The organism is Tropicibacter naphthalenivorans, assembly GCF_900176475.1.
GTDB classification, from domain to species: Bacteria; Pseudomonadota; Alphaproteobacteria; order Rhodobacterales; family Rhodobacteraceae; genus Tropicibacter; species Tropicibacter naphthalenivorans.
In genome coordinates this window covers 371541-397474 of sequence record NZ_FWXX01000001.1, presented here as the reverse complement: position 1 = coordinate 397474, position 25934 = coordinate 371541, and the positions used below count along the sequence as shown (strand labels likewise).

Below are 25934 nucleotides of genomic sequence, written 5' to 3'. Positions count from 1 at the left end.
CCATGCGCATCGACTACACCGAATTCTCCAAGGGGCTGCGCGCCCTGACCGAGGGAGAGACTGACAGCGTGGCCCTCATGGCGACCATCGCCTGCGAGGTGCACCACGCGGACGAGCGCTTTCACTGGACGGGGTTCTACCGCGTAGTGGCGCCTGAACTCTTGAAAATCGGCCCGTACCAAGGCGGCCACGGCTGCCTTGTGATCCCGTTCTCGCGCGGGGTCTGCGGGGCCTGCGCGCGCACGGGACAGGTGCAGCTGGTGGCCGATGTCGAGGCCTTCCCGGGCCACATCGCCTGTTCCTCGACCACGCGCTCCGAGCTGGTCTTGCCGGTGCGCAACGGCGCGGGCATCCTGCTGGGGGTGTTCGACATCGACAGCGACTGGCCCGAGGCGTTCACGCAAGAGGACGCTGAGGCGCTGCAAGCGCTGCTCGACGACGCCTTCGCCGACTGCCCGGCATGAGTCTGGACGGCTGGCTGATCTTTGCAGGCTTTTGGGTGGTGTTCGTGACCTCTCCGGGGCCGAACGCGGCCAACTGCATCCAGAACGGCATGACCTATGGCTTTGCCCGCGCGCTGTGGGGCGTGGCGGGCATCCTGACCCAGGCGCTGCTGTTCCTGACCCTCTCGGCGCTGGGCGTGACGGCGCTGATCGCCACCTCTCCCACCGCCTTCACCGTGGCGAAATTCGCAGGCGCGACGCTGCTGATCTGGTTCGGCCTGCGGGCTTGGATGCGCGCGCATCAGCCCATCGCCCCGATCGCCGCCTCCAGCCACATCTACAGCCGTGCCTTTGCCATCGCGACGCTGAACCCGAAATCCGTGGCGGGCTACCTCGCCGCCTTTTCGCAGTTCGTGCAAACGGATGTGCCCATCGCCCAGCAGATGTGGGTGATCGTGCCCACCGCTTTGACCATCACCGCCGCCAGCTACGCCAGCTACACCGCGCTTGGCGCGTGGCTTGGCCGCCGCGCGCTGTCCGCCGTGGCCAACACCACCATCCGCCGGGTGCTGGCGGGTTGCTTTATCCTGTATGGGCTGGCGCTTGGCGCGGCCTCTTTCCCCGAAAGGACATGACATGACCAAGGGCCACTGCCTCTGCGGCGCGATCCAGTTCGAAACCAGCGCACAGCCCCAAGGGCCAAGCCTGTGCCACTGTTCCCAATGCCGCCGCCAATCGGGGCACCTTTGGGGCTCGGCCTATGTGCCACGTGCGGCGCTGCGCATTACTGGCGACGTCCGTTGGTACGACAGCTCTGAACAGGCGCAGCGCGGCTTTTGCCCCACCTGCGGCAGCTTTCTGTTCTGGCACGCCCACGCCGAGGACACGATCAGCTTTGCCCTTGGCGCGTTGGACAACCCGACCGGCATCACGCTTGAGAAACACATCTTTACCAAGGACAAGGGCGACTACTACGCTATCACCGACGATGTGCCGCAAAGCTAACGCCTAAGGAGCCAGCCGATGACCGACCTGCCGACCTCCGCCCGCGTTGTCATCATCGGAGGCGGCATTATCGGCTGCTCGCTGGCCTATCACCTGACGCGGCTGGGGTGGCGCGACGTGGTGCTGCTGGAACGCAAGGCGCTGACCTCTGGCACCACGTGGCACGCGGCGGGGCTGATCGCGCAGCTGCGGTCCTCGGCCAACATGACCCGCCTCGCGAAATACTCGCAAGAGCTGTACGGCGCGCTGGAGGAGGAAACCGGCGTGGCCACGGGCTTTCGCCGGACGGGGTCGATCACCGTCGCCCTGACCGCCGAGCGCCACGAGGAACTGCGCCGCACCGCCGCCATGGCCCGCGCCTTTGGTGTCGAGGTCGACGAGATCGGGCTGGGGGACATCACCCGGCTTTACCCGCATCTGAACACCGATGGCGTGGTGGGCGGCGTCTACCTGCCCAAGGACGGGCAGGGCGATCCCGGCAATATTGCGCTGGCGCTGGCCAAGGGCGCGCGGGGTCGCGGCGCACGGATCGCCGAGCGCACCAAGGCCACCGGCGTCACCCGCACCGGCGCCCGCATCACCCATGTGGCGTGGCAGGCCGAGGACGGCACCCAAGGCCAGATCGCCTGCGACCACGTGGTCAACTGCGCGGGCATGTGGGGCCGCGAGGTGGGCCGGATGCTGAACACCGATGTGCCGCTGCAAGCCTGCGAGCATTTCTACATCGTCTCTGAACCCATCGAAGGGCTGTCCCGCCTGCCGGTCCTGCGGGTGCCGGACGAATGCGCCTACTACAAAGAGGACGCGGGCAAGCTGATGCTGGGCGCGTTCGAGCCGCGTGCCAAGCCTTGGGCCGTGGACGGCATCCCGGAGGGCTTTGAATTCGACCAACTGCCAGAGGACGTGGACCACTTTGAGCCGCTCCTGGAACAGGCCATCGCGCGTATGCCGATGCTGGGGCAGGCGGGCATCCACACGTTCTTCAATGGCCCCGAAAGCTTTACCCCCGACAATGCCTATCATCTGGGCCTGTGTCCGGGGATGGACAACGTCTGGGTCGCCGCCGGGTTCAACTCGATCGGGATCCAGTCGGCGGGCGGGGCCGGGATGGCGCTGGCGCAGTGGATGGACGCGGGCGCGCGGCCCTTTGACCTTGGGGATGTGGACATCGCCCGCGCCGAGCCGTTCCAGACCAACCGCGGCTATCTGGCCGCACGGGTGACGGAAACGCTGGGCCTGCTCTATGCCGACCACTTTCCCTACCGGCAAAAGGCCACCGCGCGCGGGCTGCGCCGCTCGCCCTTTCATGCGCAGATGGACAGCGCGGGCGCGGTCTTTTCCGAGCTGGCCGGATGGGAAAGACCGGGCTGGTTCGCCGCCCCCGGCCAGCCGCGCGCCTACCGCTACAGCTGGGGCCGCCAAAACTGGTTCAAGAACAGCGCCGCCGAGCACACCGCCCTGCGCACCGCCGTCGGGGCATATGACATGTCGTCCTTTGGCAAGCTGCGCGTCGAGGGGTCGGACGCCGAAAGCTTTCTCAACCACGTCTGCGGCGGCGATCTGTCGGTCCCGGTGGGGCGCATCGTCTACACGCAGTTCCTGAATGAAACTGCGGGGATAGAGGCCGACGTCACCGTCACCCGCCTGTCCGAAACCGCCTACCTGGTGGTCACCCCCGCCGCCACCCGCCGCGCCGATCAGACGTGGCTGACCCGCCACTTGGGGCAGCGCCGGGTCGTCGTCACCGATGTCACCTCCGCCGAGGCGGTCCTTGCGGTCATGGGGCCAAACGCCCGCGCGCTGCTGCAAGCGGTCTCGCCGGACGATCTGTCCTCCGCCGCGTTTCCCTTTGGCACCGCGCGCCGGATCGAGATCGGCATGGCTTATGCGCGCGCGCACCGGGTGTCCTACGTGGGCGAGCTGGGGTGGGAGCTGTACGTCCCCACCGAATTCGCCGCCCATCTGTTCGACACGCTGGCTCAGGCGGGCGCGGACCACGGCCTGCGCCTGTGCGGGATGCACGCCATGGACAGCTGTCGCATCGAAAAAGCCTTTCGCCATTTCGGCCATGACATCACCTGCCAGGACCACGTCCTCGAGGCGGGTCTTGGCTTTGCGGTCAACACGGGCAAACCGGCCTTCATCGGCCGCGACGCGGTGCTGAGGGCGCAGGACGCAGGGATCACCCGCCGCCTGCTGCAATTCGTCCTGAGCGATCCCGGCCCGATGCTCTACCACAACGAGCCGATCCTGCGCGACGGCCAGATCGTCGGGCACCTGACCTCAGGCGCCTACGGCCACAGCTTGGGCGCCGCCGTGGGCCTTGGCTATGTGCCAACCGACGGGCGCTCTGCCGCAGAGCTGACATCCGCCGATTACCACATCGACGTGGCAGGCCAGCGCATCGCGGCCCGCGCCCACCTGCGCCCCGCATACGATCCCACCGGGGCGCGCACACGCGCTTAGGCTTGCGCTGGCTCAGGATGCTTGCCAATAGGGGGCCATGAGCGACGCATACAATCCCCCGACCGGCGACATCCCCGTCCTGCACGAAGACAGCGACCTCTTGATCGTCAACAAACCGGCGGGGCTCTTGTCCGTGCCGGGCAAGGGCGACCACCTGGCCGATTGCCTGCTGACCCGGATCGAAGCGGCCTTCCCAACGGCCCGCCTCGTCCACAGGCTCGACCGCGACACCTCGGGGGTGATGGTCTTTGCCATGACGGCCCACGCGCAAAAGCACCTCGGGCAACAGTTCGAAACCCGCAAGGTCAAGAAAACCTACATCGCCCGCGTCGCTGGCCAGCTTGAGCCGAAAGAAGGCCAGGTCGACCTGCCGCTGATCGTCGACTGGCCAAACCGCCCGCGCCAGATGGTCTGCCACGAGACCGGCAAACCCTCTGTCACCGACTACAAAGTCCTGCGCTCCGACGCGGACGAAAGCCGCGTGCGCCTCTTCCCCCTCACGGGCCGCAGCCACCAACTGCGCGTGCACATGCTGGCGCTCGGCCACCCGATCCTTGGCGATCCATTTTACGCGCCCGAAACCGCCTCCAACTACCCGCGCATGATGCTCCACGCCGAGGAGCTGCGCGTGAACCACCCCGAAAGCGGCAAAGGCATGAAATTCCGCGCCAAACCCGACTTTTAAAACGCGATGCGCCGCAGGCCCAAACCCACGGCGCATCTTCTTCTCTTTGCAAATATCCCGGGGGGAGGCCGCAGGCCGGGGGGCAGAGCCCCCACTTTGCTCTAAATGCGCACCTCTGGTGCGCCCCCCCGATCAATCACTCATCCAGCCAGCCGGAAATCGCCTTCACTTCCACAAAGTCGTGGATGCCCCAGCTGCCCGCCTCGCGGCCATTGCCCGACGCCTTGACCCCGCCAAAGGGCGCACCGGGCCCGCGCGGCTTGCCGTTCATTTCGACCATGCCCGAGCGCAGCTGACGCGCCAGACGGTGGCGGCGCTCCACATCCGTGGACTGCACATAGTTCGTCAGACCGTAGGGCGTGTCATTGGCGATCTGCACCGCCTCTTCCTCTGTCTCGAACTTGAGGATCGACAGCACCGGGCCGAAAATCTCTTCGCGCGCGATGGTCATATCGTTGGTCACATCGGCAAAAACCGTGGGCCGCACGTAAAAGCCCTTGTTCAAGCCCTCAGGCCGCCCCAGACCACCGGCAACAAGGCGCGCGCCCTCGTCGATGCCCTTCTGGATCAGGTCCTGGATCTTGTTCCACTGGGATTCGTTGACCACCGGGCCGATGTGGCGGCCTTCCTCATCGGCGGGGCCGACGGTGACCTTGTTCGCGGTCGCGGCGGCCTCTTCGACGGCGGCGTCATAGCGCGAGGCTTCGACGATCATCCGGCTGGGCGCGTTGCACGATTGGCCGGTGTTGTTCATCATGTGCAGCACGCCGCGCTTGATCGCCTTGTCGTCCGCATCGGCAAACACGAGGTTCGCGCCCTTGCCGCCAAGCTCGAGGTGCACGCGCTTCAAAGTCTCCGCCGCCGCCTTGGAAATGGCGATCCCGGCGCGGGTCGAGCCGGTAAAGCTCACCATGTCCACATCCGGGTGCGACGACAGACGCGAACCCACGCCCGCGCCATCGCCGTTCACAAGGTTGAACACACCCTTGGGCAGGCCCGCCGCGTCCATGATCTCGGCAAAGACGATGCCGTCCAGCGCCGACTCTTCGGACGGTTTCAGCACCATGGTGTTGCCCGCCACAAGCGCCGCGCCGACCTTGAGCGTGATCTGGTTCATCGGCCAGTTCCAAGGCGTGATCAGCGCGCAAACGCCCACCGCCTCATGGCGAATGATCGTATCCGGCGCGTGGTCCCCCAGCGGTTTTTCCCAGTCAAAGGCCTTGGCCGCGTTGATGAATCCCTTGAGGTGCGCGATGCCCGCGCCGACCTGCGCCGTGCGTGCCAGATCCTGCGGCGCACCCATGGCGAGGCTCATGGCCTGCGCCAGATCCTCGGCGCGTGCCTTATAGGCGGCATAAACCCGCTCCAGCGCTTCGATGCGCTGCTCGACCGGGGTCGCCATCCAGCCGGGCAGGGCGGCCTTGGCGGCGGCTACGGCGGCATCCGCATCGGCCTGACCCCCCAGCGCAATCACCGCGCAGGGCTCTTCGGTGGTGGGGTTGATGACGTTGTAGTCGGTGCCCTCGATGGCATCGACCCAAGCCCCGTTGATGTAAAACTGTTTGTGCTCTTGCATCGCTTCTCTCCCAAAGCTTTTGCGTTTTGCCGACCGCGTGGTCAGCCTTGGGCCGCACTGTGACACTCTGTCAGAGGGGCCGCAAGTGGCCCTTTACATCCCCAATTTAGAATTTATCTAATGCGAGCAAATCAACCCCGAGACTCTCGGACAGGAAGGAAAAACCAATGGCTCTGCGCATCAATGACCAGTTCCCGAACCTCCACGTGACCACCGATCTGGGCGAATTCGACCTGCACGATTGGCAAGGCGACTCCTGGGCGATCTTCTTTTCCCACCCCAAGGATTACACCCCGGTCTGCACCACCGAATTCGGCGCGGTCGCCCAGCTGGCGGACGAATGGGCCAAGCGCGGTACCAAGGTAATGGGCATCTCCGTCGATGGCGTCGAAGAGCACAAGGGCTGGAAGGCCGACATCGAAAAGACCGCAGGCGCGCCCGCCGGTTTCCCGATCATCGCTGACGAAGACCTCGCGGTTGCCAAGGCGCTGGATATGCTGCCCGCCGACGCCTATCTGCCCGATGGTCGCACCCCCGCCGACAGCGCCACCGTGCGCTCGGTGTTCATCGTCTCGCCCGACAAAAAGGTGCAGCTGATGATGACCTACCCGATGTCCGTGGGCCGCAACTTTGCCGAAGTGCTGCGCGCGCTCGACGGGCTTCAGCGCACCTTTGGCCAGCCGCTGGCGACCCCGGCGAACTGGGAAACCGGTCAGGACGTGATCGTGGCCCTGTCGCTGGACGACGCCGCCGCCGAAGAGAAATTCGGCACGCTGGACAAACAGCTGCCCTACCTGCGCTACGCCAAGAACCCGGCGTAATCGCGGTTTGATACCGATAGGCGGGCGTCCCATGCGGGGCGCCCGTTTTCGTTTTGGCACAAGGGCTTGCGCAGGTTCGCTTGTTGGCAAGGGCTTGCACCGGGGCGCGATTCAGCGTCCAATGCGCAAAAAATGAGAGAGCCCCATGCGCGACGCCTTTGATCTGGGAACCCAAAGCATCCTGCCCGGCCAGCGCCGGACCGTCGATTTGCCCGTGTCGGTCATGTCCGACCACACGCCGGTGACCATGTCGGCGCATGTGGTGCACGGGCGCAAACCCGGCCCGGTCATGTTCGTCTCGGCGGCGATCCACGGCGACGAAGTCATCGGCGTGGAAATCGTCCGCCGCCTGCTGCGCGCCGCGCCTGTGTCGCGCCTGTCGGGCACCTTGATCGCCGTGCCCATCGTCAACACGTTCGGGTTCATCAACCACAGCCGCTATCTGCCCGACCGCCGCGACCTGAACCGCGTTTTTCCCGGCGTCTCGCATGGCAGCCTCGCGGCGCGGTTGGCGCATATCTTTATGGAAGAGATCGTCCAGCGCTGCGACGTGGGCATCGACCTGCACTCGGCCGCCGTGGGGCGCGATAACCTGCCGCAAATCCGCCTGACCCCGGGCAACGCGCGGCTGCGCGAACTGGGCGATGCCTTTGCCGCGCCGGTCACCATGAACTCGAAAACCCGCGAGGGGTCCTTGCGGCTCGAGGCCGAAAAAGCCGGTGTCGACGTGCTGCTGTACGAGGCGGGCGAGGGGCTGCGCTTTGACGAATTCGCGGCGCGCGCCGGGGTGGCGGGCATCCTGCGCGTCATGGAAAAGCTCGGGATGATCGCCCACCGCGGCGTGCCCAAGGCGCGCGGCGCGTCGGTGTTTTGCGAACGCTCGTCGTGGGTGCGCGCGCCGTCCGGGGGGCTGCTCCGGACGCTCAAGGGATGCGGCGATTACGTCGAGCCGGGCACCGTGCTGGGCGTTGTGTCCGACCCCTTTGGCGAACGCGAAGCCGAGGTCACGGCGGAAACCGCAGGCATCGTCATTGGCCGCACCAACCTGCCCATCGTCAACGAGGGCGACGCGCTGTTCCACATCGCCGTTCCGAAAACGCAAGCGATGCACGAAAAGGCCGCCGAAGGGTTCGACGAGCACATGGAGGCCGCCCCCCTGTTCGACGAGGACGAAATCATCTAAGCGGTTGCACCCTGCCGCCCGCCTTGGCAGGTTGCGCCAACCCTTGACCTGTCGGAGACCCCCATGCCCTTTACGCTGGCCACCTGGAACATCAATTCTGTCCGCCTTCGCAAGGGCTTGGTGACGCAACTGCTGCGCGAAGAGGGGCCGGACGTGCTGTGCCTGCAAGAATGCAAAACCCCGGTCGAGAAAATCCCGACCGAAGTGTTCGCCGAGGCAGGCTATCCCCATCTCGTGGGGCGCGGGCAAAAGGGCTATAACGGCGTGGCGATCCTGTCGCGCCTGCCGATCGAGGACGTGGGCGGCGAGGACTTCGCCGATCTGGGTCACGCGCGCCACGTTGCAGGGCGGCTGGAAAACGGCGTGACCATCCACAACTTTTACGTGCCTGCGGGCGGCGACGTGCCCGACCGCGAGGTCAACGTCAAGTTCGGGCAAAAGCTCGATTACCTTGCCGAGATGCGCGACTACTTCCGCGCCAACACGCCGGAAAAGGCGATCCTCGTGGGGGATTTGAACATCGCCCCGCGCGAAGATGACGTCTGGGATCACAAGAAACTGCTGAAGATCGTCAGCCACACGCCGGTCGAGGTCGCGGCCCTCGCGGAAACCCAAGAGGCGGGCGCATGGGTCGACATCACCCGCAAGGACATCCCCGAGGGCAAGCTGTACTCTTGGTGGTCCTACCGCGCCAAGGACTGGGACGGCGCGGACAAGGGCCGCCGTCTGGACCACGTCTGGGCCACGCCCGACATCGCCGGGGCGGCGCATTCCAGCCGGGTGTTGCGCCACGTGCGCGGCTGGGAACAGCCCTCTGACCACGCGCCTGTGTTCGCAACCTTTGACGTATAACCCTGCCGCGACGTTTTCGCGGGGGGCGCGCCCCTTGCAACTCACCGGCGCGTGATCCATCTAAAGCGGCAAGGAAACGCCAAAGGCGGAGGCGAGTATGCTCGAACTAGGACAAGGTGCGGCCCCGGCGGGGGATTTGGTCAAGGACATCACCGAAGCGGAATTCATGACCGAGGTTGTGGATGGCTCTGCCGAGGTGCCGGTGATCGTGGATTTCTGGGCGCCGTGGTGCGGCCCGTGCAAACAGCTTGGACCGGCGCTTGAGGCCGCTGTCACCGCCGCCAAGGGCGCGGTCAAGATGGTCAAGGTCAACGTCGACGAGGCGCAGATGATCGCCGGCCAGATGCAGATCCAGTCGATCCCGACGGTCTACGCCTTTTACAAGGGGCAGCCGGTCGACGGGTTCCAGGGCGCGCTGCCGCCGTCCGAGCTCAAGGCGTTCATCGAACGTGTGGTGCAGGCGTCCGGCGGGGACGTTTCGGGTGGTCTGGACGATGCCATCGCCGCCGCCGAAGAGATGCTGGATCAGGGCGCGGTGGCCGACGCGGCCCAGACCTTTGCCGCGATCCTTGGCGAAGACCCGGTGAACGCCAAAGCCTACAGTGGCCTTGTCCGCGCGCATATCGCCGTGGGCGATCTGGAGCAGGCCGAAGCGGTGCTGAACGGTGCCCCGGCGGAAATCTCCAAGGCGCCGGAACTCGAGGCCGCCCACGCCCAGCTGGAGCTGGCCAAGCAAGCCGCCGACGCTGGCCCCATCGCCGAGCTGACCGCCCAGGTCGAGGCAGAGCCGGACAACGCGCAGGCCCGTTTTGACCTCGCGCAGGCCATGTATGCGGCAGGCGACGCCGAAGGCGCGGTGGCCCAGCTGCTCGAGCTGTTCAAGCGCGACCGCGAGTGGAACGACGGCGCGGCCAAGACCCAGCTGTTCACCATCTTCGAGGCGCTCAAGCCCAACGATCCGGTGGTTCTGAACGGTCGTCGCAAATTGTCGTCGATGATATTTGCCTGACGCCGCGCGCGGGCTACTGTCAGCCTATGACATGGATCACCGATCTGCCGGGCACGCTCCCGGTGTTTCCCTTGCCGGGGGCGCTGCTGTTGCCGCGCTCTCGGTTGCCCTTGCACATCTTTGAGCCGCGCTACTTGGCGATGGTGGACGATTGTCTGAAAACAGATACGCGTCTGATCGGCATGGTGCAGCCCAACCCGCGCCCAGAGGCGGACGGGGCGCTGCACCTGATCGGCTGCGCGGGCCGCGTCACGCAGTTCTCGGAAACCGAGGACGGGCGCTATATGATCACCCTTGCGGGCATCTCGCGCTTTCGCATCACTCAAGAGATCGAGGGCTTTAGCCCCTATCGCCGCTGCGAAGTGTCATGGGACGGCTTTGAACAGGACCGCAAAGGGCCGGAGCAGGACAAGGCCTTTGACCGCGCGGCGTTTTTGTCGCTGCTCGACCGCTACTTTACCGCGCATGAGCTGTCCGCCGACTGGGACACGCTGCAAGAGGCCGACGACGAGCTGCTGCTCAACTCGCTGTCGATGCTGCTGGACCTGTCGCCCGAGGACAAGCAAGCCTTGCTAGAGGCACCGTCGCTGGCTACCCGGCGCGAGACCTTGATTACCCTGATCGAATATGATCTGCGGGGCGGTGAAGAGGATTTGATGCAATGACCGAAACCGTGTTCGACCGCCGTATGCTCGAGGCGCTGATTTGCCCCGTCACCCATGCCACGCTGGAATATGACGCCGAGGCGCAGGAATTGGTGTCCAAACGCGCAGGGCTGGCTTATCCGATCCGCGACGGCATCCCGATCATGCTGATGGACGAAGCCCGCAAGCTCGACGACTAAGCCCCTGACCTTTGTGGGAATTGCGCCACGCGGGCGCGCGTTTTGCGTGTGGCGCGCGGCTTTGTGATGCCGCCGCGGGCGGTTTGCCTTTACGCTGGTTGGCGTCAAAAGGTAAAAACCGCAGGAACAGGCAATGTCACTTTTTCGCAAGGCTTTGGGCGCTCTGACGGGCCGCAAGGGTTCAGGCTCGGACTCTGGCGGGCTGCCGTTGCCCCCCGATCTGGAGCTGCTGGAGCAGGCGGAAACCGGGATGGGTCACGCGGCCTGGGACTATATCCAGGGGCAGGGCGACGACAGCTGTCTGGCGCGCATCGAACAGCTCAATGTCGAACTCAAGGCCGGGGTGCATCCCGATCATTTCTCCCGTCAAGCTGACATTCTCAAGCCCCGCCGGACTATCTTTGCCGATCTGGAAATAGAGCCCGCGCTGGTGGCGCGGTATATCCGCGTGCTGGCCGCCTCTATGGCCTTGGGCCACAAGCGGGGCGCGTCGTATCACCTGCCGGTGGTTGCCTCGGCGAAGGTGCCGCAAGAGGTGGTGATCTACCTCAGCGAACGGCAAGACCTGCGGCTTGGGATTGGCACCGACGCGGCGCGCGCTCAGGCGACCTTGCCCCAAGTGCTGGCGGTGATCGAGCAGCTGGGCGGCACCGCCGAAGACCTCTTTGACGCGGTGTTCAGCCAGCCCAATCGGTACATTCGCGGCCAGACCGGCACTATGATGAAACGCCTGTCCGGCCCGGATGCGGTGCGCGCACACCCTGCGGCTTTTGTGGCGCAGAACACCCGGCTGGACCTGCAAAGCCGCGAAGAGCTGTTCAAATATATCGTCGACGAATCCTTGATGGACGTGCCAGAGATCGAGACCATGGTCACCGGCGCACTCACCGACAGCTCCAAGAAGATCCGCGCGCTGGCGCTGTCCGCCATCTCCAAACTGCACCCGCTGAAGATCGACGCCGAGGCCAAGCGCCTGCTGAGCGATGGCAAAGCCGCCAGCCGTCTGGTGGCGCTCGATCTGTTCAAGCTGACCGGCAGCGATGCCGGGTCCAAGGCCCTGCGCGCCCATCTGGACACCGAGAAATCCGATCGGATCACCGCCGCCATCAACGCCTATCTTGGCATCACCGCCACCACCAAACAGGCCGAGCCCGCCCCCGAGGACACCCCCGGCTACCGCGCGCAGGATGGGTCTTGGGTGGAAATCCCGCCGATGATTGCGCCCCCGCATGGCCCGCTGCCCGATCCCTCGCCAGAGGTACTGGACGCCTTGTTCCAGGCCGGCGAGACGCTCGAGGCCGAGTATCAGGCGATCCGCAAGGAAGGCAAGCGAACCCACTATCTGGAATACGCCTCCAGCCTGCCCGCCGAAAGCTATGTCAAAGGCGTGTTGCGGCTGCGCAGCGGCGACAAAAGCGCGCTGAACGAGGTCAAGGATCTGCGCAGGCGGCTAAGCTATCCCGCAAGCTTTGCGCCCGTCGCCGCCATGTTTGCAGAAATCCCCGTGGGCAATGCCCTACAGGCTGCGGTAAACAGCGTTTCTCGGTTCACGTCGTTTTCCTACGGCGTCGGGCACGAGCGTGCGCTGGTCTCGGTGATCAACTCCTACCTACTCTCAGATCTTGGCGATTTGCGCTATCTGGAAAAGCTGATCCTGGCCAAGCCGGATCAGGCAATATTGATCTGGGGAGCGAAGGCCGCACGCGCGCGCCGCCCCGGCGATCTGCTTTTGGATCTCTATGCCCAAGGGCGCTATGGCTATCGGCCCGAACCCTACGCCGCCTCGGTGGCCTGGCCCTTGCTGGCGGAGAATCTCGGGGTTCTGGACAAGCTTTTGGGGATGGTCTCTGACCCCGGCGTGCCGTCGCAAACCGACACGGCGTTGCGCCTGCTGGACCTGCTGCCCAAGGTGCCCGCGCGCCATGCCTCGGCGGTGCTGGACATTGCGCTGACCGGCAAGAAAGCCCACGCCAAGCTTGCGCAGGCCTTGATGCGGCGCACGGGCGGCTTTGAGGGCGCGCTGACCGACATGCTGGGCGACAGCCGTCAGGCGGTGCGCGCCACCGCCGCGCGGATGCTGGCCGAGATGGGGTATGCCCCGGCGGTTGACGCCCTGCAAACCCGCCTGAAAAAGGAAAAGAGCGTGGTGGCCAAGGCGGCGATGCTGTCGGCCCTGCGCGCCTTTGATCAGGATATTTCCGCCTTTGTCGGGCCAAAGGCGCTGCTGACCGAGGCGACCAAGGGTCTGAAAAAGGCCAGCTTTAAGGATGTGGACTGGCTTGACCTGAATACCCTGCCGCAGGTGGCCTATGCCGATGGCACGCCGGTCCCGCCCGAGGTGGTGCAATGGTGGCTCGCCATGGCGGTCAAGCTCAAGGCGCCCGGCGACACCGGCCTGTTCGAGCTGTACCTTGATCAGCTGCGGCCCGAGGACGCCGTGACCCTGTCGACCTATATGTTCGACGCGTGGATCGGCTATGACACCGCCCCCCCGAGCGAGGAGGCGATCCTCGCGCATATCCGCAAGACCATGCGGAGTTACGGCAACCTCTGGCACCTGTATTACCCCGAGGCGGCCAATATGACCGACGATGAAAAGGTCGCCTACCTGCGCAAGTTCGTGCGGGTGGAAAACCCCAACTCCGCCGCCAGCGCCAAGGGGATGCTGGCCCTCGCGGTGCGCGTCCCGCCCGCCCACGCCGTTGCCAAAGTCCGCAGCTACCTGCGCCAGCACGGCGGGCGCACCAGCCAGACCACGTCCTTGCTGGAGCTGATGGCCGCCAAGGGAGACGCGCTGTCCTTGCAGGTGGTGATCGCCGCCGCCACGCGCTTGCGTCAGAAATCGGTGCAGGCGCGCGCCAATGAACTGGTCCAAGCGGTGGCCGAGCGCAACGACTGGACCACCGACCAGCTGGCCGACCGCACCGTGCCCACCGGGGGCCTCGACGACGACGGGCGCTTGGAATTGCCCGTGGCGGCGGGCTCGAAAACCTACGTCGCGCGGTTGGACGAAAAGCTGGCCTTGGCGGTCTTCAACCCCGACGGCAAGCCGATCAAGGCGTTGCCCGCAGGTGACGACGACATCACCAAAGCCTCGAAAAAGGCGCTGAGCGCCGCCAAGAAAGAGATCAAGCAGGCCGTCGCCTTTCAGACCGCCCGCCTGTTCGAAGCCATGTGCGTAGGCCGCGCCTGGACCCCCGAGGACTGGCAGCGCGACTTTTACGAGCACCCCTTGATGCGCAAGCTGATCGAGCGGTTGATCTGGCAGACGCTGGACGCCGAAGGCCACCCGACGGGCAGCTTCCGCCCCACGCCCGAGGGCGATTTCCTTGATAATGCCGACGGCGACGTGACCCTTGAGGGCGTGGCGCAAATCCGGCTCGCCCACGCCTCGACCCTGCCGCCAGAGGACACCAAGGCGTGGCGCGCCCACCTTAAGGACTACGAGGTCAAACAACTGTTTGAACAGGTCCGCGCCAACCTGCCGCGCCTGCCCGAGGACATGGCCAAGGCCACCGACCTTGAGGACCGCAAAGGCTGGGTCACCGATGCCTTTACCCTGCGCAGCGCGGTGACCAAGGCCGGGTACGAGCGTGGCGATGCGCTCGATGGTGGGGGCTTCGACTGCTACACACGGCACTTCAGCTCCGAAGGCATCGTGGCCGTGCTGGAATTCACCGGCAACCATGTGGAACAGGACAACATCCCCGTGGCGATCAAGACCATGTTCTTTGAACGCCTGCCAGCCGGGGTGTCGCGCGGCTATGGTTCGGGGCAAAAGATCGCACTGGGCAAGCTGCCGCCGGTCATGCTGGCCGAATGCTGGGCGGACTTGCACGCCATCGCCGCAAAGGCCAGCTTTGACCCCGAATGGGAAAAGGTCGCTCCATGGTAAGCCCGGACACAGACGTTCAACGCGCCCCCGCCGAGGTGAAATTCGCCTCTGAACTGGCGGCGCTGGGGCAGGGGGACGACGCGCCCACCCCGCGCGGCTGGCGATTGTCGCCGCGCGCGGTGCGGCGGTTCATCCTTGGCGATGCGGGCCTTGGCGTGACCCAGAAATTCTTTGGCGACGACGCGCTGGTCGACCGCGCTATCGTGTCCCTCATGGGCCAGCAAGGCTTGATGCTGGTGGGCGAGCCGGGGACGGCGAAATCCATGCTGTCCGAGCTGCTCGCGGCGGCCATCGGCGGCAGCTCGACCCTCGTGGTCCAAGGGTCCGCAGGCGTGGTCGAGGATCACCTGCGCTACGGCTGGAACTACGCGCTCTTGCTGGCCGAAGGGCCGTCCGAACGCGCCATGGTCCCCTCGCCGCTGCTGACCGCCATGCGCGAAGGCCGCATTGCAAGGATCGAGGAACTGACCCGCTGCGCGCCCGAGGTGCAGGACGCCATGATCTCTCTCTTGTCGGAAAAAACCATTGCGGTGCCAGAGCTTGGCCCGCAGGCCGAATACCGCGCCGCCCCCGGTTTCAACGTCATCGCCACCGCCAACCTGCGCGACCGGGGCGTGCACGACATGTCCAGCGCGCTCAAACGGCGCTTCAATTTCGAAACCGTCCACCCGATTGCCGACGCCGCCTTTGAGAAACGTCTGATCGCCGCGCAATTGGCCGAACGCATGGCCGCGCACGATCTGCCCGCGCAGATGCCGGACGATGTGCTCGACCTCGTGGTCGCCGTGTTCCGCGAGTTGCGCACCGGGGTGACGGCGGACGGGGCAAGCGTGCCGGTGCCGTCTTCGGTCATGTCCACCGCCGAGGCGGTCAACACCGCGCAGGCGGCGATGCTGGCGGCGGGCTACCTCGACGGCGGGCCGGTGACGGGCGCGCATGTGGCCCAACAACTGCGCGGCGTGGTCTTTAAGGACGACCCCGAAGACGCCCGCAAACTGCGCGCCTACACCGACCAGATCGCCAAGAAACGTGGCCAAAGCAGCGCCACATGGGCGGCCTTCCACAAGGGCGCACGCCAGTCGCATGACGGCTGACGGTTTCGACCCGCCGCTGTTCCAGCCGGATCGCGGGCTGTGGATTGCGCCGATCCGGCATCATTCGCCCGCCTGCGCCTGGGCGGTGCGGGCGCTGATCCGCGAGGTGCGCCCCAAGACGGTGCTGATCGAAGGGCCAGCGGACCTTTCGCCGCTGATCCCCGACCTCTGCGACGCCGCGACCCGGCCCCCGGTGGCGGCGGTGATGCTGCGCGAGGGGCGCGCCGCCTATCTGCCTTTGTGTGATCACAGCCCGGAATACGTGGCCATGTCCGAGGCGCTGGCGATGGGGGCCGAGGTGCGCTTTATCGACTTGCCCTCGGACCGTCTGTTCACCGGCGAACAGGTCGGCCCGATCCCGGCAACGGACGAGCACGCCTTTGACAGCGGTGACTATATCGCGGGGCTGTGCGCGCGCACCGGCTGCCGCGACGGGTTCGAGCTGTGGGACCACCTGTTTGAATCGCGCCTGGGCGAGGGGGATTGGCGGGCGCTGCTGACCGACGTGGGCCGCTACTGCGCGGGGCTGCGCGCCGCCACGCCTGCGCCCGACGCCAACAACGCAGCCCGCGAAGCCGACATGTCTGCGCACATCGCTCAGGCACTTCCCAAAGGCCGCACCGTCGCGGTGGTCGGCGGCTTTCACGCCCCCGCCTTGACCGACCCACAAGGCCCTGCGCCAGAGGTTCCGCCCTGCCAAGACGCTTACCTCATCGGTTACGGCCACGCGGCGATGGACGCGCTTGCGGGCTATGGCGCGGGCCTGCCGCAGCCAGGGTATTACGACGCGCTCTGGCACGCCGCCGAGGCTGCGAACGGCCCGCCCGACTGGCCGAGCCTGACCGCCGATCTGATCCAAACCTTCCTGACCGAAGCTGCCACCCAAGGCCACCCCACCGCCCTGCCATCCAAGGTCGAACTGCTGCGCGTGGCGCATGGCTTGGCGGGCTTGCGCGGGCGGGCGGCGGTGCTGCGGCACGACCTGTTCGATGCCGCCCAAACCGCCCTGACCAAGGGACAGGTCACCGCCCATGACGCCTGGGCACAGCGCCTGCGCCGCCACTGGCACGGCACAGCGCTGGGGCGGGTCAAGCCGGGGCAGCAGGTCTTGCCGCTCGTGGCCGATGCCCGCGCCCGCGCCGCCAAGACCCGGCTCGACCTCACCCAATCCCTTGAAAAACAAAAGCGTTTGGACATCCACCGCAAGGACGCGCATCTGCAAACCTCGCGCTTTCTCCACGCCATGCAGCTGCTGGACAGCGGGTTTGCCCGCATGACCGCGGGGCCGGATTACGCGACAGGGCTGGGCGCGGATCGCCTGTTCGAAGAGTGGTCCTATGGATGGTCGCCCATCGTCGAAACCCGCCTGATCCAGCTGGCCACCCAAGGGGCGGGCGACAGCGTCGCGGCGGCCTGCCTGTGGACGCTGACCCAAGCGCCCAAGGATACGCTGCCCGACCAGATCACCCTTTTGGGGCAGGGCATTCGCGCCGGGCTGGGGATGCGGCTGCACCCCTTTGTGACTGCTCTGGGGCACAGCATCGAGAGCTCTTGCGCCTTTGCCGAGATGGCCCACGCCTTGCAGCGGCTCTATGGCCTGAGCCATACGCGCGGGCCGATGCGCGCGCCCAAAGGCCTCGATCTGCCGCAACTGCTGGCGCGGGGCTATGCGCGGCTGGTCTACCTTGCCGATGACCTGCCGACCCTGCCCGAGGGCGATGTGCCGGGGGCGGTGCGCGCGCTGCGGCTGGTGGCGGATTTGCTGGCCTCGGACACCGAAGGCAGCCTTGATCCGGCGCTGTTCCTCGACGCGGTCGCGCGCCTTGCCCGCCGTGACGCGCCGCCGCAGATCAAGGGCGCGGCGCTGGCGCTGGCGCTGCGGTCGGGGCATGTGGCCCCCGCCGATCTGGTGGCCGCCTTGCGCAGCGAGTTCCACGCGGCGGTGTTCGACGTCGCAGAGCGCACCGGGGTGATGCGCGGGATGCTGGTGACCGCGCCGTCGGTGCTGTGGACCCAGCCCGAGGTTCTGGCCGAGATCGACGGGTTCTTTGCCAGCCTGCCAGAGGCGGAGTTCCTAAGCCTTTTGCCGCAGATGCGCCGCATCCTGACCGCGCTCAACCCCCGAGAGACGGACCGGCTGGCAGACGTCTTGGCGCAGCGCCACGGCGCGCGGCCCGACATCCACAGCGCGCCGCTGTCCGAGGCCGAGGTCACCTTGGCCCTAGAGGCGCATCTGGCGGTGCAGGCGGCCCTGCGCGCCGACGGTCTGGAGGACCAGCCATGAGCAGCGAGGCCTCCCGCCGCTGGCGCCTGATGCTGGGCCGCTATGCGCAGGACAAACTGGGCGGGTTGCCCGGGCAGGATGGCGCGCGGGATGAGGCTTTGGACTTTCTCTATCGCCGTGAGTACGCCGCGCGCGGGATCGGCGGCAAGGAAGGCTCGCTTGATCCCACGCAACTCACCGCGCTGTCTTGGCTGAACCAGTCGCGCGCGCTGTTCCCCGGGGACGTTTTCGAGACGCTGCAAGGCGATGCCCTGAACCGCTATGGGCTGACAGAGCTGCTGAAGGACCCCGATGTGCTCGCCCGGATCGAGCCGCGCCAAGATCTGCTGCCGGTGCTGCTGGGGATGCACAGCCGCGCGCCCGATCAGCTCAAGGCGCAGCTGCGCGCCGTGGCCCAGCGGGTCATCGACCAGATCATGGAACGGCTGCGCCCCAAGGTCACCCGCGCCTTTTCCGGCCAGCGCAACCGCTTTGCCCGGTCCAACGTGGCCTCGGCGGCGAACTTTGACTGGCGCGCCACGCTGCGCGACAACCTTAGCCGCTACGACCCGGACCGCCAGCGCATCCTGGCCGAAAGGCTGCGGTTCAACGCGCGGGTGAAACGGCGGCTGCCGTGGACGGTGGTGCTGTGCGTCGACCAAAGCGGCTCTATGAGCGATAGCGTGATCCACGCCGCCGTGCTGGCCGCGATCCTGTCGGGGCTGCCGGGGATCACCGTCAAGATGGTGCTGTTCGATACGTCTGTGGTGGACGTCACCGACAGGCTGACTGACCCGATCGACACGCTGCTGTCGGTGCAATTGGGCGGCGGTACGGACATCTCGCGGGCCATGCGGTATTGCGAGACGCTGATCGACAACCCGACACGGACGGTGCTTGCACTGGTCACGGACTTCTTCGAAGGCGGCTCGCCTGCGGGGGTTTTGGCCAGCGTCGCGCGGCTGGCCGAGGCGCAGGTGGTGCAGCTGGGCCTGCCCGCTCTGGACGACACGGGGCGCGCGTGGTTCGACCACGATCTGGCGGGCAAGGCGGCGGATCTGGGGATGCAGATTGGCGCAATGACGCCGGAACATTTCGCCGAATGGCTGGCCGAGGCGATGGCATGAGCGCCTTGGACGACATGCTGGCGGCGATGGATGACGCCGCGCTTGTGGCCTTGGCGAATGCGGGGCTGGTGCGCCGGGCGCGCAAGGCCTTGGCGGAGGATGGCGCGGTCCGGGTGGTGCAACGCACAGGCGCCGAGGCGCAGGTCGAGGCCTTGGGGCAGGTGGTCTTGATCGGGGCGGACGGCGTGGCCAAGGCGCGCTGTGATTGCCCGGCGACGGGGCTGTGCCGCCACATCGTGATGGCGGTGCAGCACTTGCGTGAAACCGCCCCCGCGCCGGAGCAGAGCGGGCCGCAGACCGCTGCCGTACCGCCCAAATCCGCGCGCGCGGACATCGCCGCGCTGAGCGCGCAGGACATCAAAGCCTTTGCCGGGGCCGATTGGCCGCAGGCGCAGCGCATCGCCGCCTGGGCCACGCGCCCGACGATCACCGAGGCCGACAGCAGCTGCGCGGTGCTCTTGCCCGACGCGCCGGGGGCGGTGACCTTTGTGGCGGGGGGCGGCCTGCGCAAAGCCCTGTTCAAAGGCCCGGACGGGCGGCGTAAACGCTTTGTCGCGGCGGCGGCCTTGGTCCTTGGTGGGCATCGCATCGCGCGCGCCCAGACGGCCCAAGCCTCTGTGGACGCAGAGCTTTTGGACCACGCGGCGCAGGCGCTGCGGGCGGCGTTGCAGCACGGGCTAGAGGGCGATCCGCTGCTGGCGCAGGACCGCTTGGTGGATGTGGCCTCGGCGGCGCGCGCCGATGCGGCCCCGCGTTTGGCGGCGCTGCTGCGCGCCTCGGCCCGGCAGGCGGGGGCGCTGGCGCGGCACGATCCCGGCGTTGACCCGCAGCGCTATGCCGAAGACCTCGCGCAGGCCTATGCCCTGACCCGCGCCCTGCGCCACGCCCCTGCGGACCCGGCGCTGACCGGGCTGCTGCGGCGCGACTATCCGGTGCGGCCCGCCTGTACCGTGGCGATGCTGGGGGCGGCGCGATGGGACGCGCCGTCGGGCGCGCGCGGCCTGACCTTGCACGGCTGGGACGGGCAGCGGTTCGTCCGCACCGGGCCAACACGCGCCGCCGGGATGGACCCGACGTTCTCGCCCAAAGGCGCCTACGTCAAACCGTGGTGGGCGGGCCATGCGCCCAAGGCTATGGTCGGGCACCAACTCCATTTGCCCGCGCCGAAGATGTCCCAGGACAGCGTGCTCCCCGAGGGGCTGACCTGTCAGATCACCGGCCCGCTGGATCCGGACGCGCTGCCGGTGCAGACCGACTGGGCAGAGCTGGCGCGCGATGTTGCGGGGCGCATGGGTCTTGGCCTGCGGGCGGCGACGCACCCGGTGCCCGCGCTGGTCCGCGCCGCCCAGATCGCCGCGCCGGAACGCGATGACATCGCGGGGCGTGTCCTCTTGCCGCTGTTGGATGCGACGGGCGCGCCCCTGCGCGTTGTCCTGCCGTCCGAACGCTGGGTCGCCGCGCTTCGCCCGGAGGACACCGCCCTGGTCGAGATCGAGGCCAGCCGCGATGGCCGCCTGTGTCGCCTGATCAGCTTGATCGCCCCGGACGGCGCGGTGGTGAACGTCACGCTTGACCCAGCGCCCGTGCCAGACAAGCCGCCCAAAGCGACCCTGTGGACCAAGGCCAAGGCGCGGCTGTCCCCGGCCCACGCTCCGGTCAATGCCAAAGCCCGCCCCATCCCGGCGGTGGAATGCCTTGCTGACCAAGGGCTTGCCCTGCTGGGTGATGGCCCCCAAGCGCAAAGGATGGCCCCGCAGCGCGCCGCCGATCTGGCGCGGCAGGCCGTGGCGCTTGGGCTGGACCCGCTGGCGGCGCAAATCCGCGCGCTGGACCCTGCTGACTCGGACGCCATTTTGCGCCTGTGCTGGAGGCTGTGCCTGCTGCGCACCGCCTCCCAAAACGCTCAAAGCTGACGCCACAGCCAAAATTACCAGCCGCGCCGCGACCTTCAGAGCGCAGACATTCAAAAATATCCATGAAAAGGGCAGTTTGCATTTGAACCTTGGGCCGCTTTGGCCGTTTCTTACTCAGACCAAGGCGAGTCCCTCTGCTCGGGCGGCCTTTGGGTAGAAATTTGGAAAGGTCTCTTATGGTCACCCGACGTTTTATGATCGCTTCTCTTGCCACGCTGGCGACCCCGGCGCTGATCGGCCCTGCCATGGCCGCCACCAGCGAGTGGGACTCTTGGGATGCGCAGGTCACGCCCCAGGGCTTTGATCTGGAAACCAGCAACCCCTGGGGGCTGCACCCGCGCCTGCTGCCGCGCCGGGTCAAGGCCAAAGAGGGGCTGACCCCCGGTGACATCCACGTCGATGCGGTGGCGCGCTACCTGTATCACATCGAAGAAGGCGGCACCGCCATGCGCTACGGCGTGGCGATCGGGCGCGATGGCCTGTACGAGCCGGGCGTCTACACGATCAAGCGCCGGGCCAAGTGGCCGCGCTGGACGCCGACGCCGACGATGATCAAGCGTGAGCCCGAGAAATACGCACGCTGGGCCGATGGCGGGATGCCTCCGGGTCCGGCGAACGCGCTGGGGTCGCGGGCGCTGTACCTGTACAAGGGCAACCGCGATACCTACCTGCGCATCCACGGCACGCCTGCGCCGCGCTCGATCGGGACGCGCGCCAGTTCTGGCTGCGTGCGCATGGTGATGCCGCATATCAACGCGCTCTATGACACCGTGGCGAACGGCTCGACCGTGTACCTGTACCGCACGGATGGCAGCCCGCTTTAGGCGCGAGACACGTCAAGAGACATAGAAAAAGGGCGGTGCGCATATCCCAGCGCACCGCCCTTTTTATGTTTTCAATGGTTTAGCTGCTGGGCCGCGTGCAGATCGGGTTGCCGGCGGCGGTGCGCAGCGGCAGTTCGGTGGTCTCGACGGGGCCATCGTGCATGTACCAGTAACAGCCGTCCTCGGCCCGCAGGCGCACGCGGCTGAGGTCTTGGTAGGGCGCGGCGATGGAGGACACAGACTCTGGCACGTTGCTGATGCGCGGGCCTGTGGCTGCGCCTTCGGGCATGGGCTCGCACGCGGCAAGGCCAAGCAGCACCAAGGGCGCTGCGATGAATTTCAGGGGTTTGGACATGGACACCCGCTCCGGTTTGATCGTCATTCACGCCAAGGGTGACATCCCCCGCCGCCCACCGCAAGCCCGCCCGTGCGCCGCGCTGTCATTGTCGCCAGCTGACGGGTGTCATGGGGGCGCTCTGGACGCTTTGCAGGCGATCTTCGAGGATCGTCAGACCGTTGGGCTTTTTCACGCGATACCGCAGGATGCGCTTGAGGCGCGGGTAAAAGCGCCAGTTCCACGACGAATACGCGCCCCCCGTCACGCAGGCGATCTGCTGTAGGGTAAAGCCAAAGCGATCCTCGGCGACGATTTCCACGATGGTGCCGGGGCGCAGGGGGCAGCCCTTGCCGTCATGAGTGATCCACGGCCCCCAGATGTCAGCGGTGCTCATACCGCCGCCAGCCGTTTGGCGACGGTCGCGGCCATGCCTTCGGACAGGGTCTGCGCCGGGGCGGCAAAGGCAAGGGTCACCTCCGCCAGCGGCAGGATGTGCAGCCGGGTGCTGGCCGTGGCCAGCGCGACGCCGCCACCGGCATAATGCGCGGGCAGAGCGGCGTAGACCGGGCGCAGGTAATCGCTCAGGGCTTGGCACTGCGCGTCCTCGCCCATGATGGGTTGCGCCGCGCCCTGTGCGGGCCACGCCACCAGCGCGGTGATGGCGGGGAAGTCGGCGGCGATGGCGCGCCACTGGTCGGCGCGCGGGTCGGGGGCGGCGCTGGACGTGGCGCTTGGGGTTGGCACGGGGGCCGGTTCAGGCTCTGTCACCCGTTCAGGCGCGGGGTCTGGCTCTGGCGCCGGGTCCACAGCGGGGCGGCGCTGCGCCAGATCGACGATCTCGGCAGAGGCGGCGCGCGCCGGGGTCTTGTCCAGATCGGCGGCGATCTGCTGCAAGGTCTCATACAGCGCGCGCCCGCCAGTCGCCTGCCACGCGGCCTCATCGCTCGCGGCCTGCGCGATCTGCGGCCCCGCGCCGTGCAACATGTGGCAGCCGTCAAAGATCCCTGCGGTCTCTCGCGCCATGCGGTCCATGATCTTGGCGCGGTCGGCGTCGCGGCGCAGCTTGTCCCCGCGCGAGACCACCAACAGCCCGCGCGCCGGGCGCTGCTCGGCCAGCTGCTCAACTAAGGTCAGCTCGGTAAAGCGCCACGCCTGCGAGGCAATCGTCACCCAGATCCACACGTCCGCCCCTTTGATCAGGGCGCGCTGGGGGTCGGTCAGGTCTTCGGCCTTGGTCAGGGGCACCTCGATCAATTCGATCCCGCGCAGGTGCGGCGCATCAAGGCGCAGCCCGTCGCCGCCGTCCGCCGCATGGCCAACGACCTGCGGCGCGTGGGTCACCCCGGACAGCAGCGATTGCCGCAGCAAGGCATTGATGACGGTGGATTTTCCCGAACGGACCTCGCCGCAGATGGCCACCCGCAGAGGGGCGGCGGCGGGGGCGATGGCTGTGGCCTTGTACATGGCGGACCTCAGGCGGCTTGGGGCAGGTCAGGGCGGGCCAGCCGCCCATCCAGCGCAGAGAGGTTCAGCAAACGGCGCTCCAGCACCTCCATCTGGCTTTGCAGACGCATGACGATGCGGCGCTGCATTTCGGGGTCGCGGGCGATCTGTTCCAGCTCGACCTTGTCCTTTTTCAGACGATGCGTGCGCTCGGACAGGCTGGTTTCGATCATCCGGACCATCACGCGAATGCGCCCATTGCCCGCGGTGGCGCGCTCGACCGCGGCCTCGTTAAAGGCGCTCAGGATCTTGTCCACGGGGGGGCGCATTTCTTCGGCGGCAAGGGCGCGCAGGGCGGCCATGGACTTGTCGATATTGACCGACGGCTGCCGCCAGAACGCCCAACTGCGATCCGCGATCATGTCTATCTTCAGCGACTTTTTCGCCAGCGTCAGCGTCGAGGTGAACGTCCCAAAGGGCAGCTCGGCCAAAGAGATATTCTCTGTCGGGTCGTCGAATTTATCGGCGATGGTCTGGCGGCAGGCGTGGATGCAATTGTCCATGATCACATCCGCCGAGGCGCGCGCCTTGTCATAGCTGCTGGCGACTTCGCGTTCCATCTGCGCCTGCAAGGGGGCCACGTCGATGTCCAGCGATCGCGCCGCGTTGCCGCGCACCGAACCGCTAAAGATGCGTTCCTGAATGACCGCCTCTTGCGCGCCGACAAAGCTGTCGATCTGCCCCATCAGACGTTTTTCGAGACCGGACCAAGCCTTGGTCAGCACCTTTTCCATCTGGCTGTCGGCGCTGTCCACGTGGTGTTCAAGCTTGGCCAGCACGTCGCGGATGTCCTTGATTTCGCTTTCCAATTCCTCAATCGCCTGCTCGGCGACCTCGCGGCCAATGCTGTCGACCTGCATCTGAAGCGAGTCGCGCTCGCGGCGGATGACGAACTGGGTGCCGGTGATCTCGGCGCGGATGTCCTCGGCGATCTGGGCCAGCTGCTGGCTGCCGACGCCGGTGTCGATCACGTGCGAGAGCACCGATTTGGCGCGCTCCAGGCCCGAGGCCAGGTACAGCCGTTCCATCTGATCGCCCGGCACGCGGCCATATTTCGACATGAGGTAATCGGCCAGCTCGGGCGTGTCGGCGGCATCGCGCGCGGCCTGCGCGCCCTCCGAGGTGTCCAGCGTCAGATCGGCCAGATAGGCGCTGCCCGCGAGGATGTTGAACTCGATCTCGGGGATGGCGGCACGCAGGCGGCGCGAGACATCGGCGACGACCTCGGGCACCGCGCTGGCGAAATCTTCGAGCTCGTCGATGCGGTTGACAAAGATGATGACGTCCTTGGAATCCTGTTTCGCAAGGATACGGATCAAGGCAATGTCCACATCTGTCAGCGGCTGATGCGCCGACAGGACGACGACAAACACGTCCGACTGATCAAGGCTGCGGCAAGTGAATTCGTCGCGCACCAGAAAGGGGTCATTCACCCCCGGCGTGTCCGTCACGATGGTCGGCACCTGAAACTCGGGCATCCGCATATAGGTGTTCGCCACCTTGGTCAGCGCCGCGTAACGGCCCAAGGACTGCCGGTCGAGTCCCTGATCCGACCCCGGCCCGGCGCAGACATAGCGTTGCAGCAGATCGGCAGTCAGAAAGTCATAGTCATGGGCGCTGCCCAGCAGCGTGTGGTAATGCTTGCCCAGCCGTTTTTGCGCCCGCTCGCGCATCTCTTCGGACTGGCGGCGCAGGACTTCGGTGTCAAAGCCGGGCAGCAGCTGTTCGGTCAGCTTGCGGATTTTCGAACCGCCGTCGACGATCTCGGCCCAGTCGCTTTCATCAAAGAATTCGAACCGCGCGCCGGAAATCGGATCGGAGGGCACGTTGATCCGCATGTTGGTCACCACGGACGTCCAAGGGTTCACATCCGACGGCAAAAAGTCGTGCATGTGCATGAAAGCATTGAGAAAGGTGGACTTGCCCGCCTTGACCTGACCGATCACCGCGACCTTGGCGGCCCAGTCGTCCAGCCGCTCGCGGATGTCGCGAAAGTTGCTGCGGGTCTTGCGGTCGACGGTGCCTTCGAGCTTGTCGAGCGTGTCGCGCAAAAAGTCCAACTCTTGGCGTTGCTTGGGGGCGATTTTCATAACC

Annotated in this window: 22 protein-coding genes; 17 read left to right on the top strand and 5 right to left on the bottom strand. The window is 66.6% G+C overall.

Annotated features, from left to right (window positions below):
* The first annotated feature begins 2 nt into the window (after nucleotides 1-2).
* The 5 genes from B9A11_RS01930 to B9A11_RS01910 are packed head-to-tail and all read left to right on the top strand — an operon-like array spanning nucleotide 3 to nucleotide 4599.
* Nucleotides 3-464: a GAF domain-containing protein gene (locus B9A11_RS01930; RefSeq protein WP_058246416.1), complete on the top strand. Its 462-nt coding sequence runs from the start codon at nucleotides 3-5 to the stop codon at nucleotides 462-464.
* Nucleotides 461-1078, top strand: a complete 618-nt coding sequence (locus tag B9A11_RS01925; RefSeq protein ID WP_058246035.1) for a LysE family translocator — start codon at nucleotides 461-463, stop codon at nucleotides 1076-1078. Before B9A11_RS01930 ends, B9A11_RS01925 begins: the two co-directional genes overlap by 4 nt.
* Before the next feature lies 1 nt (nucleotide 1079).
* Nucleotides 1080-1448, top strand: coding sequence for a GFA family protein (locus tag B9A11_RS01920; protein ID WP_058246036.1), 369 nt, complete (start codon nucleotides 1080-1082; stop codon nucleotides 1446-1448).
* A gap of 18 nt (nucleotides 1449-1466) precedes the next feature.
* Nucleotides 1467-3914, top strand: coding sequence for a GcvT family protein (locus tag B9A11_RS01915; protein ID WP_058246037.1), 2448 nt, complete (start codon nucleotides 1467-1469; stop codon nucleotides 3912-3914).
* 37 nt (nucleotides 3915-3951) lie between these two features.
* On the top strand, nucleotides 3952-4599 hold the full coding sequence (locus B9A11_RS01910) for an RluA family pseudouridine synthase (RefSeq protein ID WP_058246038.1): 648 nt from the start codon (nucleotides 3952-3954) through the stop codon (nucleotides 4597-4599).
* Between the two features lie 136 nt (nucleotides 4600-4735).
* Here B9A11_RS01910 and B9A11_RS01905 read toward each other — a convergent pair whose 3' ends face one another.
* On the bottom strand, nucleotides 4736-6175 hold the full coding sequence (locus tag B9A11_RS01905) for an aldehyde dehydrogenase family protein (RefSeq protein ID WP_058246039.1): 1440 nt from the start codon (nucleotides 6173-6175) through the stop codon (nucleotides 4736-4738).
* Between the two features lie 167 nt (nucleotides 6176-6342).
* On the opposite strand from B9A11_RS01905, the gene B9A11_RS01900 reads away from it, so the two are divergent.
* From B9A11_RS01900 to B9A11_RS01845, 12 genes are all read left to right on the top strand, one after another.
* Entirely contained in the window at nucleotides 6343-6996 is a 654-nt protein-coding gene (locus tag B9A11_RS01900) for a peroxiredoxin (RefSeq protein ID WP_058246040.1), read from the top strand.
* Nucleotides 6997-7141: 145 nt separating this feature from the next.
* Nucleotides 7142-8179: a succinylglutamate desuccinylase/aspartoacylase family protein gene (locus B9A11_RS01895; protein ID WP_058246041.1), complete on the top strand. Its 1038-nt coding sequence runs from the start codon at nucleotides 7142-7144 to the stop codon at nucleotides 8177-8179.
* A 63-nt stretch (nucleotides 8180-8242) separates the two neighbouring features.
* A complete protein-coding gene (locus tag B9A11_RS01890; protein WP_058246042.1) occupies nucleotides 8243-9031 on the top strand; it encodes an exodeoxyribonuclease III in 789 nt (262 codons plus the stop codon).
* Nucleotides 9032-9128: 97 nt separating this feature from the next.
* A complete protein-coding gene (gene trxA, locus B9A11_RS01885) occupies nucleotides 9129-10040 on the top strand; it encodes a thioredoxin (RefSeq protein ID WP_058246043.1) in 912 nt (303 codons plus the stop codon).
* A gap of 26 nt (nucleotides 10041-10066) precedes the next feature.
* Nucleotides 10067-10705, top strand: coding sequence for an LON peptidase substrate-binding domain-containing protein (locus B9A11_RS01880; RefSeq protein WP_058246044.1), 639 nt, complete (start codon nucleotides 10067-10069; stop codon nucleotides 10703-10705).
* The gene (locus tag B9A11_RS01875; RefSeq protein WP_058246045.1) at nucleotides 10702-10884 is read left to right on the top strand and encodes a Trm112 family protein; all 183 of its coding nucleotides are present in this window, start codon (nucleotides 10702-10704) and stop codon (nucleotides 10882-10884) included. Before B9A11_RS01880 ends, B9A11_RS01875 begins: the two co-directional genes overlap by 4 nt.
* Before the next feature lie 133 nt (nucleotides 10885-11017).
* On the top strand, nucleotides 11018-14779 hold the full coding sequence (locus B9A11_RS01870; protein WP_058246046.1) for a DUF4132 domain-containing protein: 3762 nt from the start codon (nucleotides 11018-11020) through the stop codon (nucleotides 14777-14779).
* On the top strand, nucleotides 14773-15873 hold the full coding sequence (locus tag B9A11_RS01865; protein ID WP_058246047.1) for an ATP-binding protein: 1101 nt from the start codon (nucleotides 14773-14775) through the stop codon (nucleotides 15871-15873). Before B9A11_RS01870 ends, B9A11_RS01865 begins: the two co-directional genes overlap by 7 nt.
* A complete protein-coding gene (locus tag B9A11_RS01860) occupies nucleotides 15863-18157 on the top strand; it encodes a DUF5682 family protein (RefSeq protein WP_058246048.1) in 2295 nt (764 codons plus the stop codon). Before B9A11_RS01865 ends, B9A11_RS01860 begins: the two co-directional genes overlap by 11 nt.
* Nucleotides 18154-19263 (top strand): VWA domain-containing protein, encoded by a 1110-nt coding sequence (locus tag B9A11_RS01855; protein WP_058246049.1) that lies wholly within the window; start codon nucleotides 18154-18156, stop codon nucleotides 19261-19263. Before B9A11_RS01860 ends, B9A11_RS01855 begins: the two co-directional genes overlap by 4 nt.
* Nucleotides 19260-21176 carry an SWIM zinc finger family protein gene (locus B9A11_RS01850; RefSeq protein WP_058246050.1) on the top strand — a complete coding sequence of 639 codons (1917 nt, stop codon included), beginning with the start codon at nucleotides 19260-19262 and terminating at the stop codon, nucleotides 21174-21176. The genes B9A11_RS01855 and B9A11_RS01850 overlap by 4 nt, the downstream gene beginning before the upstream one ends.
* Before the next feature lie 245 nt (nucleotides 21177-21421).
* Nucleotides 21422-22000, top strand: coding sequence for a L,D-transpeptidase (locus B9A11_RS01845; protein WP_370736523.1), 579 nt, complete (start codon nucleotides 21422-21424; stop codon nucleotides 21998-22000).
* Nucleotides 22001-22079: 79 nt separating this feature from the next.
* Here the strand turns inward: B9A11_RS01845 and B9A11_RS01840 are convergent, their stop codons facing one another.
* From B9A11_RS01840 to B9A11_RS01825, 4 genes are read right to left on the bottom strand one after another with little or no spacing between them, the layout of a single operon-like run.
* Nucleotides 22080-22382, bottom strand: coding sequence for a hypothetical protein (locus tag B9A11_RS01840; RefSeq protein WP_412556302.1), 303 nt, complete (start codon nucleotides 22380-22382; stop codon nucleotides 22080-22082).
* 58 nt (nucleotides 22383-22440) lie between these two features.
* On the bottom strand, nucleotides 22441-22731 hold the full coding sequence (locus B9A11_RS01835; RefSeq protein ID WP_058246052.1) for a hypothetical protein: 291 nt from the start codon (nucleotides 22729-22731) through the stop codon (nucleotides 22441-22443).
* Complete coding sequence (locus B9A11_RS01830; RefSeq protein ID WP_058246053.1) at nucleotides 22728-23801, bottom strand: P-loop NTPase family protein; 1074 nt, start codon at nucleotides 23799-23801, stop codon at nucleotides 22728-22730. Before B9A11_RS01830 ends, B9A11_RS01835 begins: the two co-directional genes overlap by 4 nt.
* An 8-nt stretch (nucleotides 23802-23809) precedes the next feature.
* Complete coding sequence (locus B9A11_RS01825; RefSeq protein ID WP_058246054.1) at nucleotides 23810-25930, bottom strand: dynamin family protein; 2121 nt, start codon at nucleotides 25928-25930, stop codon at nucleotides 23810-23812.
* Nucleotides 25931-25934: the final 4 nt, after the last annotated feature.